The 15,258-nt window shown below is 32.8% G+C and carries 14 protein-coding genes; 7 read left to right on the top strand and 7 right to left on the bottom strand.

Annotated features, from left to right (window positions below):
* Positions 1 to 3: 3 nt before the first annotated feature.
* Positions 4 to 1,698, bottom strand: coding sequence for a lysine--tRNA ligase (gene lysS, locus MTX13_RS03130; protein WP_250432952.1), 1,695 nt, complete (start codon positions 1,696 to 1,698; stop codon positions 4 to 6).
* Between the two features lie 140 nt (positions 1,699 to 1,838).
* Between lysS and MTX13_RS03125 the strand changes: the two genes are divergently transcribed.
* The 6 genes from MTX13_RS03125 (at position 1,839) to MTX13_RS03100 (ending at position 6,948) form a co-directional block, all read left to right on the top strand.
* Entirely contained in the window at positions 1,839 to 1,997 is a 159-nt protein-coding gene (locus MTX13_RS03125; protein ID WP_104735715.1) for a YqaE/Pmp3 family membrane protein, read from the top strand.
* 29 nt (positions 1,998 to 2,026) lie between these two features.
* Positions 2,027 to 2,743, top strand: coding sequence for a lipoyl(octanoyl) transferase LipB (gene lipB / locus MTX13_RS03120; RefSeq protein WP_250432951.1), 717 nt, complete (start codon positions 2,027 to 2,029; stop codon positions 2,741 to 2,743).
* A gap of 63 nt (positions 2,744 to 2,806) precedes the next feature.
* Positions 2,807 to 4,372, top strand: a complete 1,566-nt coding sequence (locus MTX13_RS03115; protein ID WP_250432950.1) for a T9SS type A sorting domain-containing protein — start codon at positions 2,807 to 2,809, stop codon at positions 4,370 to 4,372.
* Positions 4,373 to 4,385: 13 nt separating this feature from the next.
* Positions 4,386 to 4,613, top strand: a complete 228-nt coding sequence (locus MTX13_RS03110) for a hypothetical protein (protein WP_250432949.1) — start codon at positions 4,386 to 4,388, stop codon at positions 4,611 to 4,613.
* Between the two features lie 537 nt (positions 4,614 to 5,150).
* Positions 5,151 to 6,707, top strand: a complete 1,557-nt coding sequence (locus MTX13_RS03105) for a T9SS type A sorting domain-containing protein (protein ID WP_250432948.1) — start codon at positions 5,151 to 5,153, stop codon at positions 6,705 to 6,707.
* A 13-nt stretch (positions 6,708 to 6,720) separates the two neighbouring features.
* The gene (locus MTX13_RS03100) at positions 6,721 to 6,948 is read left to right on the top strand and encodes a hypothetical protein (RefSeq protein WP_250432947.1); all 228 of its coding nucleotides are present in this window, start codon (positions 6,721 to 6,723) and stop codon (positions 6,946 to 6,948) included.
* Here MTX13_RS03100 and MTX13_RS03095 read toward each other — a convergent pair.
* The 6 genes from MTX13_RS03095 to MTX13_RS03070 all read right to left on the bottom strand — a co-directional run bounded on the left by MTX13_RS03095 (position 6,945) and on the right by MTX13_RS03070 (position 12,934).
* Positions 6,945 to 7,427, bottom strand: a complete 483-nt coding sequence (locus MTX13_RS03095; RefSeq protein WP_250432946.1) for a DinB family protein — start codon at positions 7,425 to 7,427, stop codon at positions 6,945 to 6,947. The genes MTX13_RS03100 and MTX13_RS03095 overlap by 4 nt on opposite strands.
* 59 nt (positions 7,428 to 7,486) lie before the next feature.
* Positions 7,487 to 8,131, bottom strand: a complete 645-nt coding sequence (locus MTX13_RS03090) for a hypothetical protein (protein ID WP_250432945.1) — start codon at positions 8,129 to 8,131, stop codon at positions 7,487 to 7,489.
* Between the two features lie 25 nt (positions 8,132 to 8,156).
* Positions 8,157 to 8,684, bottom strand: a complete 528-nt coding sequence (locus MTX13_RS03085; protein WP_250432944.1) for a nuclear transport factor 2 family protein — start codon at positions 8,682 to 8,684, stop codon at positions 8,157 to 8,159.
* A 62-nt stretch (positions 8,685 to 8,746) separates the two neighbouring features.
* Complete coding sequence (locus tag MTX13_RS03080) at positions 8,747 to 9,796, bottom strand: nucleoid-associated protein (protein WP_250432943.1); 1,050 nt, start codon at positions 9,794 to 9,796, stop codon at positions 8,747 to 8,749.
* 37 nt (positions 9,797 to 9,833) lie between these two features.
* Positions 9,834 to 12,269, bottom strand: a complete 2,436-nt coding sequence (locus tag MTX13_RS03075; RefSeq protein WP_250432942.1) for a ribonuclease HII — start codon at positions 12,267 to 12,269, stop codon at positions 9,834 to 9,836.
* Positions 12,270 to 12,334: 65 nt separating this feature from the next.
* Positions 12,335 to 12,934 (bottom strand): ribonuclease HII, encoded by a 600-nt coding sequence (locus MTX13_RS03070; RefSeq protein ID WP_250432941.1) that lies wholly within the window; start codon positions 12,932 to 12,934, stop codon positions 12,335 to 12,337.
* A 69-nt stretch (positions 12,935 to 13,003) separates the two neighbouring features.
* Between MTX13_RS03070 and MTX13_RS03065 the strand changes: the two genes are divergently transcribed.
* Complete coding sequence (locus MTX13_RS03065; protein WP_250432940.1) at positions 13,004 to 14,986, top strand: putative porin; 1,983 nt, start codon at positions 13,004 to 13,006, stop codon at positions 14,984 to 14,986.
* The last annotated feature ends 272 nt before the right edge of the window (positions 14,987 to 15,258 follow it).

Raw genomic sequence — 15,258 nt, 5'->3', positions numbered from 1 at the left:
ATCTTATAAAGCTTCAACCATTAAACCATCATCTGTTTTTTCTACCTTGGCAACTTTGTTTTTTGTCAAGTCTTTAATGGCTTTATCCCATTTTTTATTACTTAAACCAGATTGTCCCTTTAGGTCATTTAAATCCATCTTTTCAGATTTATTTAAAATCTCCAAAACGGCTTTAGCGTCATCACTTATAGCCAATGGTTTTTTCTCTGGTTTCATTTGTGGGAAGAATAAGACTTCTTGTATCGATTGATTATTGGTTAAAAACATGATTAATCTATCCATGCCAATTCCCATACCAGATGTTGGAGGCATACCGTATTCTAAAGCACGTAAAAAGTCGTAATCTATAAACTCGGTCGCTTCATCATCGCCTTTTGCGGCTAGTTTTAATTGATGCTCAAAACGCTCACGTTGATCAATTGGGTCATTTAGTTCAGAATAGGCATTGGCAATTTCCTTACCGCAAACCATGAGTTCAAAACGCTCGGTCAATTCTGGATTGTCACGGTGTTCTTTACATAATGGACTCATCTCTTTTGGATAGTCTGTAATAAATGTAGGTTGTATGTAATTACCCTCACACTTTTTACCAAAAATTTCATCAATCAATTTGCCCTTGCCCATAGTATCATCAACTTCGATACCCATATCTTTGGCAGCTTGACGTATTTCGGCTTCTGTTTTACCAGTAATATCAAAACCGGTAAAATGTTTTATGGAATCTGCCATGGTCACTCGTGCATAAGGCGCTTTGAAATCAATTTCATGCTTGCCAAAAGTAGCTTTGGTTGTTCCGTTAACAGCAACTGCACAAAATTCAAGGAGTTGCTCACAGAAATCCATCATCCAGTTGTAGTCTTTATAAGCTACATAAATTTCCATAGCTGTAAACTCTGGATTGTGGGTTCTGTCCATACCTTCATTACGGAAGTTTTTTGAGAACTCATATACCCCATCGAAACCACCAACAATTAATCGTTTTAAATACAACTCATTAGCTATTCGCATATATAATGGAATATCTAAAGTATTGTGATGCGTTACAAATGGTCTTGCAGCTGCACCACCTGGAATAGGTTGTAGTATTGGCGTTTCAACTTCAAAATAACCAGCTTTATTAAAGAAATCACGCATGGCATTAAAAAGCTTGGTGCGTTTCATGAATACATCTTTAACATGCGGATTGACAACTAAATCGGCATAACGCTGTCTATAACGCTGCTCTGGATCTGTAAATGCATCATGTACTTTGCCATCGGCATCAACACGAGGTTGAGGTAAAGGTTTTAAGGCTTTACTTAAAATGGTAAAGTCTTTTACCATAACGGTTTTTTCACCAACTTTGGTGGTAAATAACTCGCCTTCCACACCTATAAAATCACCAATATCCAGCAATTTTTTGTAAATGGTATTGTATTTTGTTTTGTCTTCACCAATACAAATTTCATCACGATTAAAATACACCTGAATGCGTCCTGCGCTATCTTGTAGTTCAGCAAAACTAGCATTTCCTTGAATACGACGCGACATTAATCGACCAGCAATAACAACCTTTTTACCTTCTTTAAAATTCTGTTTCACCTGTTTGGAAGTCTCTTCCACAGGAAACAAATCTGCCGGATAAGGGTTAATACCTAACTCACGTAATTTGGTAAGCTTGTCTCTACGTACTAATTCTTGTTCAGATAATTGCGACATAAATTATATGGTGTTTTTTTTGAAGGCACAAAGATAATCACTATTCATTAGGTTTTCAATTTATTATATTGAAATTAACGTGTAACAAAATTGTACTTTTTGTGACTTATTAAGTACAATCATCAATTAAAATCAATCACATGAGTTTTTGGAGAGTTTTACTTTCAATTATTTGTCCGCCACTGGCTGTTCTAGACAGAGGTTGTGGCTCCATATTAATCGTTTTTTTATTGTGGCTTTGTGGCTGGGTTCCTGGCGTGATAGCTGCTTTGGTAATTTTGAATAATCCGAAATCCTAATCGCTAAAATAGTTGTAATTTTGTAGTCTATGAATAAAACAGTTTCCATTCAGGAATTAGGCTTAAAAGATTACAAAGAAACTTGGGATTATCAAGAGACCTTATTTAAAAACATTGTTGATACCAAGATTAAAAACCGACGTGAAGAAGCCAATTTACAAACACCTAACTATTTTTTGTTTGTTGAGCATCCACATGTTTATACGTTAGGAAAAAGTGGTGATATGTCTAACCTGTTGGTAGATGAAAAGCAACTGGCTGAAAAAGGCGCTACGTTTTACAAAGTGAATCGAGGAGGCGACATTACGTATCATGGTCCTGGACAAATTGTAGGCTATCCTATTTTGGACTTGGATAACTTTTTTACAGATATTCATAAGTATTTACGCTTTTTGGAGGAAATGATTATCCTCACATTAGCCGAATATGGTCTTAAAGCAGAGCGTAGCCAAGGCGAAACAGGTGTTTGGTTGGATGTAGGAACGCCTTTTGCCAGAAAGATTTGCGCCATGGGTGTTCGTGCCAGTCGTTGGGTCACTATGCATGGCTTTGCTTTGAACGTCAATGCTGATTTAGGCTATTTTGATAATATGATTCCTTGTGGTATTCGAGGTAAAGCGGTTACCTCATTAAACGTAGAACTAGGTAAACAAACAGTTGACGAAGCTGAAGTAAAAGAAAAGCTCTTAAAGCATTTTGCCCATTTGTTTGAGGCTGAATTACAACGTCAAGAAGAAAAAGTTTAATTTTTCACGCAGCCTTTTGGCCATTATTGCATCTTTAAGATATAAAGCTGATGAATTGCACTTATGAAAAATCTATACATTACCTTATTTTTAATATCATTATCACTAAATTTTTACTCTCAAAATTCTTATGAATATACTGTTCAACCTATTCCATTTCAAGAATATCAGGAGCAAAATGTGGTTCAACTCCAAGATGATGTTTATTCGGGTATTATTAATATGCCCTTTGAGTTTGATTTTTATCAACTTTTAAATCAAACTCAGATTGTTATTGGTGCAAATGCTGACATAGTGTTTGATTTATCATTAGCAAATACGTTTGATTTCTGGAATATAGGGCTTGACAATTCTATACCAACTACATTTCAAAATAGAAAAGCTACAATTTTTGCTGCGTTTCATGATATAGGACAAGGAGGGTTAGGAGATCCACCTGGAGGTGCTTATTATGGTGTTTCAGGTGAGTCACCTCATAGGCGCTTTTATGTTTTTTTTGAAGATTTTCCACATTATTCATGTAACGATTTATATTCGACCTTTCAATTAGTCTTGCATGAAACTACAAACATAATTGATGTATATATCAAAGAAAAACCAGTTTGTGATACTTGGTGGGAAGGACGAGCAATTGTTGGAATACAAGATAATAACGGAACTAGAGGAATTGCAGCTCCTGGAAGAAATAATATTGCCTGGGATGCTAATGAAGAAGGTTGGCGTTTTATACCAACCAACAACTTTAATGTGGTTATCTGTGATGTAAATAATGACAATAGTGAATTGTTCAATATCGATGATTATAAAACAAGAGTTCTTGGGTTGTTTAATTTAGATGCTTCAGAAAATACCGTTGATATTTTAGATGCATCCAATGCATCGGTTTCAGGTGATGTTACCATAAGTTCTGGGAATAATAATTTTACGATAGTTATGAACCCAAGTACTGATAATGTGCAATTTGATTTAACGGTGAGCTTTACCAACTGTGACAATGACGATGAGAATGATGGTATTCCAAATGACATGGAAGATGCTAACGGAAATGGTGATTTGGGCGATGATGATACGGATGGTGATGGCATTCCAAACTATCAAGATGATGACGATGATGGAGATACAGTCATTTCAGAATATGAAATTGTTTTTGGTGGTAGAACTTCCAATAATACGGTTAATCCACCTACATTTTTAGATACAGATAATGATGGTATTCCAAACCATTTGGACATGGATGATGATGGTGATGGTGTTATTACTTTAGATGAAGATTACAATGATAATGGTGATCCTACTGATGACGATGTTAATGGAAATGGTATTCCTGACTATCTAGATGCTCAACAGTTAAGTGTCGAAGACATTAGTATAAACACAAAGTTGTTTACAGTATATCCAAATCCTGCAACCCATGTATTGAATGTGCAATTTCCTGCAGAGATTACTTTTTCTGATTCAGCGATTGAATTAAAAGTTTATGATATGCAAGGTAGGCAGATTTTACAATCTCAAAATAAGTTGTCAAATAATAGGACTAAAATTAATGTGCAAAGTCTTGCTGCTGGTCAATACATATTAGTGATTAAAAAGGACAACCTGTTAAAGGCAAAGAAGTTTATTGTAGAATAGAATTTTGGTCAACATGAAATTTATTTTCATTTTATTGGCAATTGTTGTACTTATTGTGATAGTAAGAAGCATCACAAAAAATCGCAACACCCAAGAATCTAAAATAAGTGCTTTTGAGCATCCTAGTACGTTTAAAAGACCGCCAATAGAAATGTCAACAAAAGAACCCATTAAAACAATTTCTTTTGAGAAGAATGACAGTTCTAAACCTGATGATGTTTTTGATGTTACTAAACATTAGCTGCATCATGAAAGTGCAAAAACTAAAATAAATATAAAGGCTAAAGCTATAAATACGTTATTCTGATTATGACCTATTTTGTCATAATAATTTGAAGATTTTTTTGGGCCATATAGGTATTCACTATAAGTAAATTTCGGTTTTTTTAAAATTGTTCTCCAAATGGAACCATAAATCCATCGTAAAGTTCCGCCAATGAAATTTAATATTAAATAACCTATTGTATGCTCAAAGAAGCCCATTATTAGTTTTCTAACTCCAAAATCATTTTCTTGATTATGGATACTTGTCCTAAATGATAGTAGCTGTGTTCAATAACGCCTTCAATATTTCTTCGGTAGGTTCCATATTTTTTATCAACAAATGGTAAGTCTAGTTCTGTGTCTGATAATTGTTCAACATAATTGGCAAAGCGTTCTGCATTTTGCCCATTTGTTTGAGGCTGAATTACAACATCAAGAAGAAAAAGTTTAATTTTTCACGCAGCCTTTTGGCCATTATTGTATCTTTGAGATACTGAGCTAACCTATTACACTTATGAAAAATCGCTATATCTCAATTATTCTATTATTACTTTCAATCAATTTTTATTCCCAAAACACTTATCAATATACGGTTGAGTCTATCCCATATCAAGAGTTTCAAGAACAGAACATAATACAGTTTAATCAAGATGATATTTATTCTGGTGTTATTAGTTTACCATTCCCATTTGATTTTTATGGATTACCAAATCAATTGGAATTGGTAGTTGGAACCAATGCGGATATTGTGTTTGATACTTCATTAGCGAATTCTTTTGATCCTTGGAATATCAATACCGCGATACCATCAGAAAGCTTACCTAGCCCAGCTATATTCGGGCCTTATCATGATTTAAACAATGCTGACTCAACATCAGAAGGTGCTATTTATTATGGCGTTTCTGGAGAAAGTCCTAATAGACGGTTTTATATCTTTTATGAAGATATAATTCAATATGCGTGTAGTCCTTTGATTTCGACATCACAAGTAGTTTTGCATGAGACCACAGGTATAATTGATGTGATGATCAAAAGTAAGCCACTTTGTCCCTCATGGAATAACGGTAATGCAATTTTAGGCATTCAAAACCATTCAGGAACACAAGGTCTTACACCGCCAAATAGAAATGTGGGTCAATGGGAAGCTAATAATGAAGGCTGGCGTTTTAAGCCAACTAGTAATTTCAATGTAGTCATTTGTGATGTAGATAATGACAATAGTGAGTTGTTCAATATTGATGATTATAAAACAAGGGTTCTTGGGTTGTTTAATTTAGATGCTTCAGAAAATACCGTTGATATTTTAGATGCATCCAATGCATCGGTTTCAGGTGATGTTACCATAAGTTCTGGGAATAATAATTTTACGATAGTTATGAACCCAAGTACTGATAATGTGCAATTTGATTTAACGGTGAGCTTTACCAACTGTGACAATGACGATGAGAATGATGGTATTCCAAATGACATGGAAGATGCTAACGGAAATGGTGATTTGGGCGATGATGATACGGATGGTGATGGCATTCCAAACTATCAAGATGATGACGATGATGGAGATACAGTCATTTCAGAATATGAAATTGTTTTTGGTGGTAGAACTTCCAATAATACGGTTAATCCACCTACATTTTTAGATACAGATAATGATGGTATTCCAAACCATTTGGACATGGATGATGATGGTGATGGTGTTATTACTTTAGATGAAGATTACAATGATAATGGTGATCCTACTGATGACGATGTTAATGGAAATGGTATTCCTGACTATCTAGATGCTCAACAGTTAAGTGTCGAAGACATTAGTATAAACACAAAGTTGTTTACAGTATATCCAAATCCTGCAACCCATGTATTGAATGTGCAATTTCCTGCAGAGATTACTTTTTCTGATTCAGCGATTGAATTAAAAGTTTATGATATGCAAGGTAGGCAGATTTTACAATCTCAAAATAAGTTGTCAAATAATAGGACTAAAATTAATGTGCAAAGTCTTGCTGCTGGTCAATACATATTAGTGATTAAAAAGGACAACCTGTTAAAGGCAAAGAAGTTTATTGTAGAATAGAATTTTGGTCAACATGAAATTTATTTTCATTTTATTGGCAATTGTTGTACTTATTGTGATAGTAAGAAGCATCACAAAAAATCGCAACACCCAAGAATCTAAAATAAGTGCTTTTGAGCATCCCAGTACGTTTAAAAAACCGCCAATAGAAATGTCAACAAAAGAACCCATTAAAACAATTTCTTTTGATAAGAATGACAGTTCTAAACCTGATGATGCTTTTGATGTTACTAATAACTAGTTAGATTCCAGTTCTAATTCCAAAATCATTTTCTTAATTATGGACACTTGTCCTAAATGGTAATAGCTATGTTCAATAACGCCGTCAATATTTCTTCGGTAGGTTCCATATTTTTCATCAACAAATGGTGATTCTAATTCAGAATCTGATAATTGTTCAACATGATTGGCAAAGCGTTCTGCATTTTTCCACATGTTGTTTAGTAAATTATCCCATTCTTTTTGTATGGTTATTTCTGGATGGTCAAAACTGTATTTATCTTTAATGGTTAGAGAGCCTCCAGTAAATACGGGAAGTATGCCTTCAATATAATAATTAATATGAAAGGCTAATGCTAAAAGCGTATTTAGAGAACCAACTTTTGTAGTGGCTTGTTTTACAGTTGTGCCAGAAAGTGCCTTTTTGTAATTGGTATTGGCTATCCAAGTACCATTAAGTAGGACTTCCCTAAAACGGTTGGCTAGTTGTTTTGATTGCATGGTTTTAAGTGTCAAAAATTAAGTTAATAAGTCGTTCTCATCAAATTTTGAATAATAATCTATTCATTTGCAGATGGAGGAAGTGGAGGAGGTGGAATTTTTGTAATATCATAACCTGTAAACAAAACAGTATATTTGAAATATTCAGAATGTTTAGAATTGTTAATAAACAAAAATTCTTTAGTTATTTCTTTTAAAACTTCTTTTGTTGTTGAAATAGGATATTTATCGTCAACATATAAATATATTACAGCAGGTTTCAATTTGTTTTTATTAACTTGATAATTATTAGGGTTATCTATAATGTTATTTAACTCTTGCTTTAGATAACTAATTGGTTTAGAGGATTTTTCTTTACCATATCCTAATATTAGGGAATCATTTCTTATTTTCAATATATTTGGCGTGAAAAAACATCCAATTTCTCCATGATTAGGACAATCAGAATAACCAATTAGATTATATATTGAATCATTTAATTCAAATCTCAATCCAGAAATTCTTTTATCACAGGATAGTTTACCCATTGCCTTACTCAACTCTGAAAAATTTTCGACGGTGTCCAAATTAATCACTCCAATATTATTTTTGGATTTGGATGAAATATAGTTATTGGAATATAATTCAATTTTATTTTTTTTCTCACCCAAATTAGAGCAAGAAAATAAAAGGAAACATACAATTATATTTTTAACGTATTTCAAGTCAGATAAGCAATTCAATTGTTTTTTATTTATCCAAAGCCTCCCATTCTTCTATAGTAGCAGCTTCTTTTTGATATTCCATAACGCCTAACCATTTGCCATCTTTTTTTACCAATAACATTTCAAAGTGAACCATTATTCCTTGTTTGTTGCTGCCATCTACATTAGAGGTCCAGTAGTAAAAAACACCTGTTTCATGAGCTGTGGTGTCATCGCCTATACGTTGTGATAAACGAAAGGTAACACCTGCTTTGTTTTTGCCAGCTTTGGTATCGTCAAAACCTTGTTTCCAACCTGCCAATGCTTTTGCTAGTGGTACTGATGTTTTGTTTGATCCCGTTGCGAAAATAACTACAGCATCTGGGTGGTAAGCTGCACCATAGCCTTCAAAGTCACCATCTGAAACAGTTTTAGATAATGTCTTCCAGTATTTATCTAGTTCCGCTGTTCGTGTGGAATCTGAATTGATTTCAAAAGTTGGCAATAAAGGTGTATTTGCAGAAATAGTTTGAGACGAAACTAATATTGCAATGAGTAGAATAATTTTTCGCATGATTTTAGATAAAATAGTTAAACACTCATAAGGTCTGATAATTTTATTAGAAAGACAAAAAATCAACCTTCGGCATTAAAAAATACTTTGTAGTAGTGCATTTTCTTTTCGTCGTCGTAGCCACGCTCTAGATATTCGCTTGAAGCTTCAGGTGCATCAATATCTAGCTTAATTTGAATGTTGGTATCCAGTTTAATTTCGGTTTTTATTTTTTTCTTTTCCTTATTCACCACTAGGTCAGATACATCAAATTGGTTGCGAATAACAATATCCTTTTCGCCTTCAAAGGTTTTTTTATAGTCGTCAAAAAGAGTTTTATGCTTATCCTCTTCAAAAATATCCGCTTTAAATTCCTCTACCTTTACAATTTCATGCTCTTTAAAAAAGTCGATGGTTTTTGCCAAAAACGTATTTTGCTCTTGGTTGCCGTAGGAAATCTTCAAGATATCTTCAGAAAAATCTTTGCATAGTTCTAAATATTGCTGGGTGTGGCTATTAGCGTCATCAGCATATTTAATATTCAGAAAATGATTAGTCCAATATTGGGCATCATAGTTATTGTTATCAGCACTCAATACAATACGACCTTCGGTATCGCTCTGGTTTAGAATTAAACAACCTTTGTCTACTTTTTTAGAGCTTATACCTTTTTGGACTAGCACATCGTAGCTATTGTTTTCTAGGTAGGTTTGAAAAAAATTAACCTTGTTTTCTATTTTGAAAATACCCAAAGCATTGGTAGTAATTTCGTTGTATTCAATGCCTTCAAAAAGAACCACCAAAACATCGCCTGTTTTTATTTGTGCTGAATTAGATTGCTCGAATAAATGCTTGACAATGTGTTTTGAGGTTTCAATAAAATCATCTTCATCATTAAAAATTTGCGCGCTGTAAGTGTTGATTTCATTTAACGAAATATCAGCATGATGATTAAAACGATAACTCTGAACCACAGAGCTAAATAGTCTTAAAAGGAAAGGAAGCATAAGCTCATAGCTGGCTTCATCAAAATGGACTTCCTTTTCTGAAAACGCATTTTTGGTGTTATTGAATTTATTACCAACTTTATGGATAATAAATTTAGAGATAGAGGCTTGGGTACGTTTTATCATTTGATTGAGTCCAAATGGACTTATTTTTTTAGTGTGTTTAATTAATTTGATAGATAAGAATGGTATCGCTTTCGCCTTTAGTCACAAATTCCAAATTACGGTCTTTGTCTATATTTTCCATATCTATTTGCGATGTTCCATATACTGGAAAGTTAGACAATAGCTTGGCATTACTATCAAAGAGATATACTTTTTGGGTTTGAATATCAGTAACCGTGACATAAATTTTATCGTTGATATAAAATATTTCAGGTTCACTGTAATTACCATAATCCAACTCGTAGGTATTTTGTTTGATTCGCAGTTTATTTTCAGAAAGAGCTACTAGTGTTTTACTGGTTGTAACAAGATTATGCGAATTGGTTATACCTAAATCTTGTGAAGCTGTATTGCCATTGGTGTCTATAGTTACCAATTTGCCATCTGTTGTTGTAGTGGCAAAATTGCCATTGTAAAAGTACATGGCTTCAGATGAATAATTGAAGTTGTTTTTAGGAGTTACACGTGTTTTTCCAGTTCTATCTAGAATGTAGAGTTTATTAGCTGTTTTAAATAGTAAATAATCTTTACGACCAATTCTTATATGCTGTGGTTGGTGAATAATAGCTTCTGTTGCTTTTTTAAAGTTAAAACCCCTAACACTTTTACCTTTGGCATCTAGCATTAACACGCCTTTACCTTGAGTGACCAATAAACGATAGTTTCTATTATTGTCATAATCAAAAACCGAAAGGGGTTGTGTAATGGCATCATTAAATTTTATAGGGAAAGGTGACACGTCCTTGCCGTTTCTGTCCAACACATAAACACGGTTTTTTGTTGCAAAAGCTAATTGCAAACGTCCGTTTTTATACATATCTATTTGTTCAATGTGACCTAAAACAGGACCTTGAAGTTGTTTTTTCCATAGAATTTTTCCACTATTTGAAATAAGATATAGGTTGTTGTTAATATCCTGAACAACAATGTCCTTTTCATTGGTAACATGATTGGTGACCAATTGAGGCGTGTTTAATACATCGGCATCTAATTTAATGGCCCTGGATTCTGATATAGAATTTTCATAAACACGAGTCTTGGCTTTTTGAATTGCGGCATTAACATGTGCAAAGTGTGAATCGTAGATAAATTGAACGCCAGAAGTTTGATAGTTGCCTAATTTGAAATTCAAACTGTCTCCAAGATTTCTGTTTAAAAGTGTTTCCAGTATATTGGAATTAACAACACTTAAAATAGAGGCTTCGTCGCTAAACTTTTCTTGCAATAAACTGTAGTGATTTCTCGAACTATAGGTTGTTTGGTTTTTGTAACTCGATATAATGTTTTGAAGCAAATCCATATTATCCGAGAATACAATAAAATTATCTATTATACAATATTTATCTGCTTTTGTATAATTTATGAATGGATTAAAAGCCTGTTCAAAAAGTTCAGGGTTGCTAAAGCTCAAAATATCTATGCCTCGATAGGTGTCCAAAATATCTTGGTCATTCAATAAGGCATCCTTTGTAATGTAAATATCTAATGAATTCAAGACTATGGCTTGTACGCTATCAGTATATATTACACCAGCTTCAATAATGTTGTCAAACAATAAAGGGTGAGAAGTTATAGAGTCTAATTGCTGAATAGCTCTTAAGTTGTTATGAAACACATTAAAATCATTGAATGTAAGGCTTAAAAAACCATCGCTGTTTGCTGGTGTTATTTGTGATAGTCTATTTTCTTGCGGAATAGTATTTTTGAAGGCATCAATTAATTTTTTTGTAGAATCTGAAGATCGTGTGACTCCATTGATAAGAATTTCATTTTGATTAATATCCACATCAAAAAACAAGTAGTCTGTTAAGCTTTTTGCAGTAATGTTTGAATTTATAAACAACGATTGGATGTCATTGTCTCTTTTCTTATTAATTAAAACAGATAATTGATTGTCATTACTTGATGAGTTAACCAAAGATTCCAACTGTGGATGTATTCTGGGTGATTTTAAAGCATTATTTAGTAATTCTTGGTTAGTGGCACCAACAAAAATACTGTCCTTTATTATGCTAAATAGAGTATGGTTGTCTACTGTACTTTTGGTAATGGTTTGAGATTGATAGTTTATGGTTTCTATACTATGGTTTGGTAACGAATCAATATTAAATAAATTGACTTTTAGTTTGGTAATAACGGTGAACTGTAAACTGTCCTGCTTGTCCTTAAAAAGTGAAATATAAATATCGTCTTCGGTTTGAAGGTACTGAATTAAATCTAGTTTTTTTGACAAGTTTTGATAGGAACTTGAGGATTCCAATTGTTGCAAAAACGGATTGTTGTTAATATTACTATTTAAACTACCAACATTTTGGACCTTGATGATTGCCGAAGCGTCATCGTTGAGGTAATCAGTAATTTTAGTTTTTTTAGTAGAAGAATCGCAGCCAAAAAATAGCGCGATTAAAATAGCGTAAAAACAAACCTTTTTCATTAACGAGGGAATTTGTACAAATCTATATAAATAATATATGCCTTTAAAATGATTGCAGTTCTAATTCATAAATCCAATTGCAATTGTTCGGGTAATAAACGAAACGATTTTCTATGGTATTTTGTAATACCGTATTGTTTTATAGCTTCACGATGTTCTTTTGTAGGGTAACCTTTGTTTTGTTTCCAGTTGTACATTGGGAATTCCTCATGAATTTCTTCCATATAAGCATCACGATACGTTTTAGCTAAAACTGATGCTGCAGCAATACTTAAATATTTACTATCGCCTTTTACAATAGTGCTGAATGGAATGCCATTTACAGGTTTAAACTTATTGCCATCTACAATAATATATTCCGGATTTGGATTCAATTGTTCAATTGATTGATGCATAGCCAAAATAGAAGCGTTCAAGATGTTTATTTTGTCAATTTCTATTGGATAAATATGGCTGAATGCAAAAGTTACGGCTTCTTGTTCAATAACAGGTTTTAGATTATTACGTTTAATTTCAGATAGTTGTTTAGAGTCATTTAGAATATCATTATTAAAATCGTAAGGTAAAATTACTGCAGCAGCTGTGACAGGACCGGCTAAACAACCCCTTCCGGCCTCGTCTGTGCCACATTCATATTCAAAACCTGAATAATTTAATTTTAGCATTTAAATAATTCTTAATATAATGGCGTTATTGTAAATTGTATATACATTTGCAAGGTCGAAAAAATTATTATGCGGAAAATAATATTATTAGGTTTTTTATTTTGTTTTTTTTCAACCCTGTATGGTCAGACACCTACTAATCGTCCTAGTTATATTCAAAAGGAAACTACAGATGATCAAAACATTCGGCTAAACGATACCACTAGAGGGTCAACACAAAGTACTAGTAATAAGAATATTAAAAACTTCGATGCGAAAATTGACATGTACTTAATTGTATCATCTAAAAACGATACCACTATAGTAGATACAACATTAACCATTAAAAAAGAATACAAGTTTAATTATTTACGTCGCGATTATTTTGAACTCTTGCCATTTACAAATGTAGGGCATACATATAATTCATTAAGTTATAAGTATACCAACGATGCCATATTACCACTATTTGGAGCAAGAGGCAGGCATTTTAATTACATGGAAATTGAAGATATCAATTATTATCATGTGCCGACTCCGTTTACTGAATTGTATTACAAAACAGCTTTTGAACAAGGTCAGCAACTTGATGCTTTTTTTACAACCAATATTTCAAAGCAATTTAATTTTTCAATTGGATATAAAGGTGTTAGGTCTTTAGGAAAGTACCAGCATAACTTAACCAGTTCAGGTAATTTTAGGTTTACAACTAGTTATCAAACAAAGAATAGAAGGTATATAGCCAATGCGCATATTGTAATGCAGGATTTGTTTAATGAAGAAAATGGAGGCGTAACAGATAGTAATATCCCTTTTTTCGAATCTGGTAATCCCGAATTTAAGGATAGAGCCGTTTTAGCTGTTAATTTTGAGGATGCTGATAATATTTTAAAAGGGAAACGCTTTCACTTAAATCATTTATATGAAATAATAAAGCCAGCAGATTCATTGGCAAAAAATAAGCTAAACGTTGCGCATACAATTTCCTTTGAAGATAAATACTATGAGTTTAACCAAAGTAGGGAAAATGAATATTTTGGTGATGCATTTCAAAGTCAAAACTTAAGAGATCGTGTAACACTTGAAAATTTTTATAATCAAGTTGATTTGAATTATGCCAATAATATATTGGGAGCCTTGCAATTTAATGTAGGCCATAATAATTACAATTATGGTTATGATAAAGTGGTCTTTATTAATAATCAATACCTAACAAACCGGCTAAAGGGAGATGTTGTTTCAATAGGAGGTAAGTATAACAAAACTATAAGTGGTTTTCAGCTTAACGCAGAAGCCAGATTAAATGTAGCGGGAGATTTTGATGGAAATTATTTTCTAGGCCAAGCTTCCTATGTCTTCAATGAAGATTTTGAGGCTTCAGCAGTCATTAAACATAATTCACGAGCTCCAAATTATAATTATTTATTGTATCAAAGCGTATACAAGAATTATAATTGGCAAACCAACTTTAATAATATTGAAACTCAGCAATTGGAGTTTCAATTAAACTCTAGGTTATTCGGTAACCTATCTACAAGTTTTTCAACAATAAGCGATTTTGCTTACTTCGCTAAAGATGAAACGGATAATTTAGTTAAACCTTATCAAACAGATAAAAGCATTAGCTACCTAAAAGTAAAGTGGGAAAAAGGATTTAATTTTTTAAGGAAGTTTACTTTGTATAATAATTTGATGTATCAAAATGTTCAAGACGATGCTATGGTTTTTAACCTTCCTGAATTTACAACCCGAAACTCTTTAATATACTCAAATCATTTTTTTGATAAAGCGTTATTTATCCAAACGGGCTTGACGTTTAGTTATTTCACTAATTATTATATGAATGCTTACGACCCGCTTTTAGCAGAGTTTTATGTTCAGACAGATCGAGAATATGGAGGTTTTTCTAGGTTTGATTTTTTTGTGAATGCTAAAGTGCGTCAAATTAGAATTTTTTTAAAAGCAGAACACTTCAATGCAGGTTGGTTTAGTAATGATTATTACTCTGCACCTAACTACCCCTATCGTGATTTTATAGTTCGATTTGGAGTCGTTTGGAATTTCTTTTTATAATCCTTCTTATGTAACCTACTGTAAATAAGGTGTTGGTAAATTTTTTTAAAAAAAGGGGTAAAAAAGTTTGTTGGGAATAAAAAAAGGGTGTTATCTTTGCGCCCTCGTTAGCGGCATATTGATGTTGTTTTCGGGATAAGTTCAGGGGTTTTTGATGGGTTTTTGCGAAGGGTTAAAAAAATAATTTAATTTTTTTTCAAAAAACGTTGCGGGTAAAAAAAAGAGTATTTATATTTGCACCCGCTTAAGAGATAAACGCCTTAAGAAGTTAA

The organism is Hanstruepera flava, from assembly GCF_023634025.1.
Taxonomy (GTDB): Bacteria; Bacteroidota; Bacteroidia; order Flavobacteriales; family Flavobacteriaceae; genus Hanstruepera; species Hanstruepera flava.
This window is presented reverse-complemented; position numbering and strand designations above follow the sequence as displayed.

What these genes read in the sequence shown, in the direction of transcription:
- lysS (WP_250432952.1), bottom strand. Translation starts at nt 1,698, where the DNA reads ATGTCGCAATTATCTGAACAAGAATTAGTACGTAGAGACAAGCTTACC.
- MTX13_RS03125 (WP_104735715.1), top strand. Translation starts at nt 1,839, where the DNA reads ATGAGTTTTTGGAGAGTTTTACTTTCAATTATTTGTCCGCCACTGGCT.
- lipB (WP_250432951.1), top strand. Translation starts at nt 2,027, where the DNA reads ATGAATAAAACAGTTTCCATTCAGGAATTAGGCTTAAAAGATTACAAA.
- MTX13_RS03115 (WP_250432950.1), top strand. Translation starts at nt 2,807, where the DNA reads ATGAAAAATCTATACATTACCTTATTTTTAATATCATTATCACTAAAT.
- MTX13_RS03110 (WP_250432949.1), top strand. Translation starts at nt 4,386, where the DNA reads ATGAAATTTATTTTCATTTTATTGGCAATTGTTGTACTTATTGTGATA.
- MTX13_RS03105 (WP_250432948.1), top strand. Translation starts at nt 5,151, where the DNA reads ATGAAAAATCGCTATATCTCAATTATTCTATTATTACTTTCAATCAAT.
- MTX13_RS03100 (WP_250432947.1), top strand. Translation starts at nt 6,721, where the DNA reads ATGAAATTTATTTTCATTTTATTGGCAATTGTTGTACTTATTGTGATA.
- MTX13_RS03095 (WP_250432946.1), bottom strand. Translation starts at nt 7,427, where the DNA reads ATGCAATCAAAACAACTAGCCAACCGTTTTAGGGAAGTCCTACTTAAT.
- MTX13_RS03085 (WP_250432944.1), bottom strand. Translation starts at nt 8,684, where the DNA reads ATGCGAAAAATTATTCTACTCATTGCAATATTAGTTTCGTCTCAAACT.
- MTX13_RS03080 (WP_250432943.1), bottom strand. Translation starts at nt 9,796, where the DNA reads ATGATAAAACGTACCCAAGCCTCTATCTCTAAATTTATTATCCATAAA.
- MTX13_RS03075 (WP_250432942.1), bottom strand. Translation starts at nt 12,269, where the DNA reads ATGAAAAAGGTTTGTTTTTACGCTATTTTAATCGCGCTATTTTTTGGC.
- MTX13_RS03070 (WP_250432941.1), bottom strand. Translation starts at nt 12,934, where the DNA reads ATGCTAAAATTAAATTATTCAGGTTTTGAATATGAATGTGGCACAGAC.
- MTX13_RS03065 (WP_250432940.1), top strand. Translation starts at nt 13,004, where the DNA reads ATGCGGAAAATAATATTATTAGGTTTTTTATTTTGTTTTTTTTCAACC.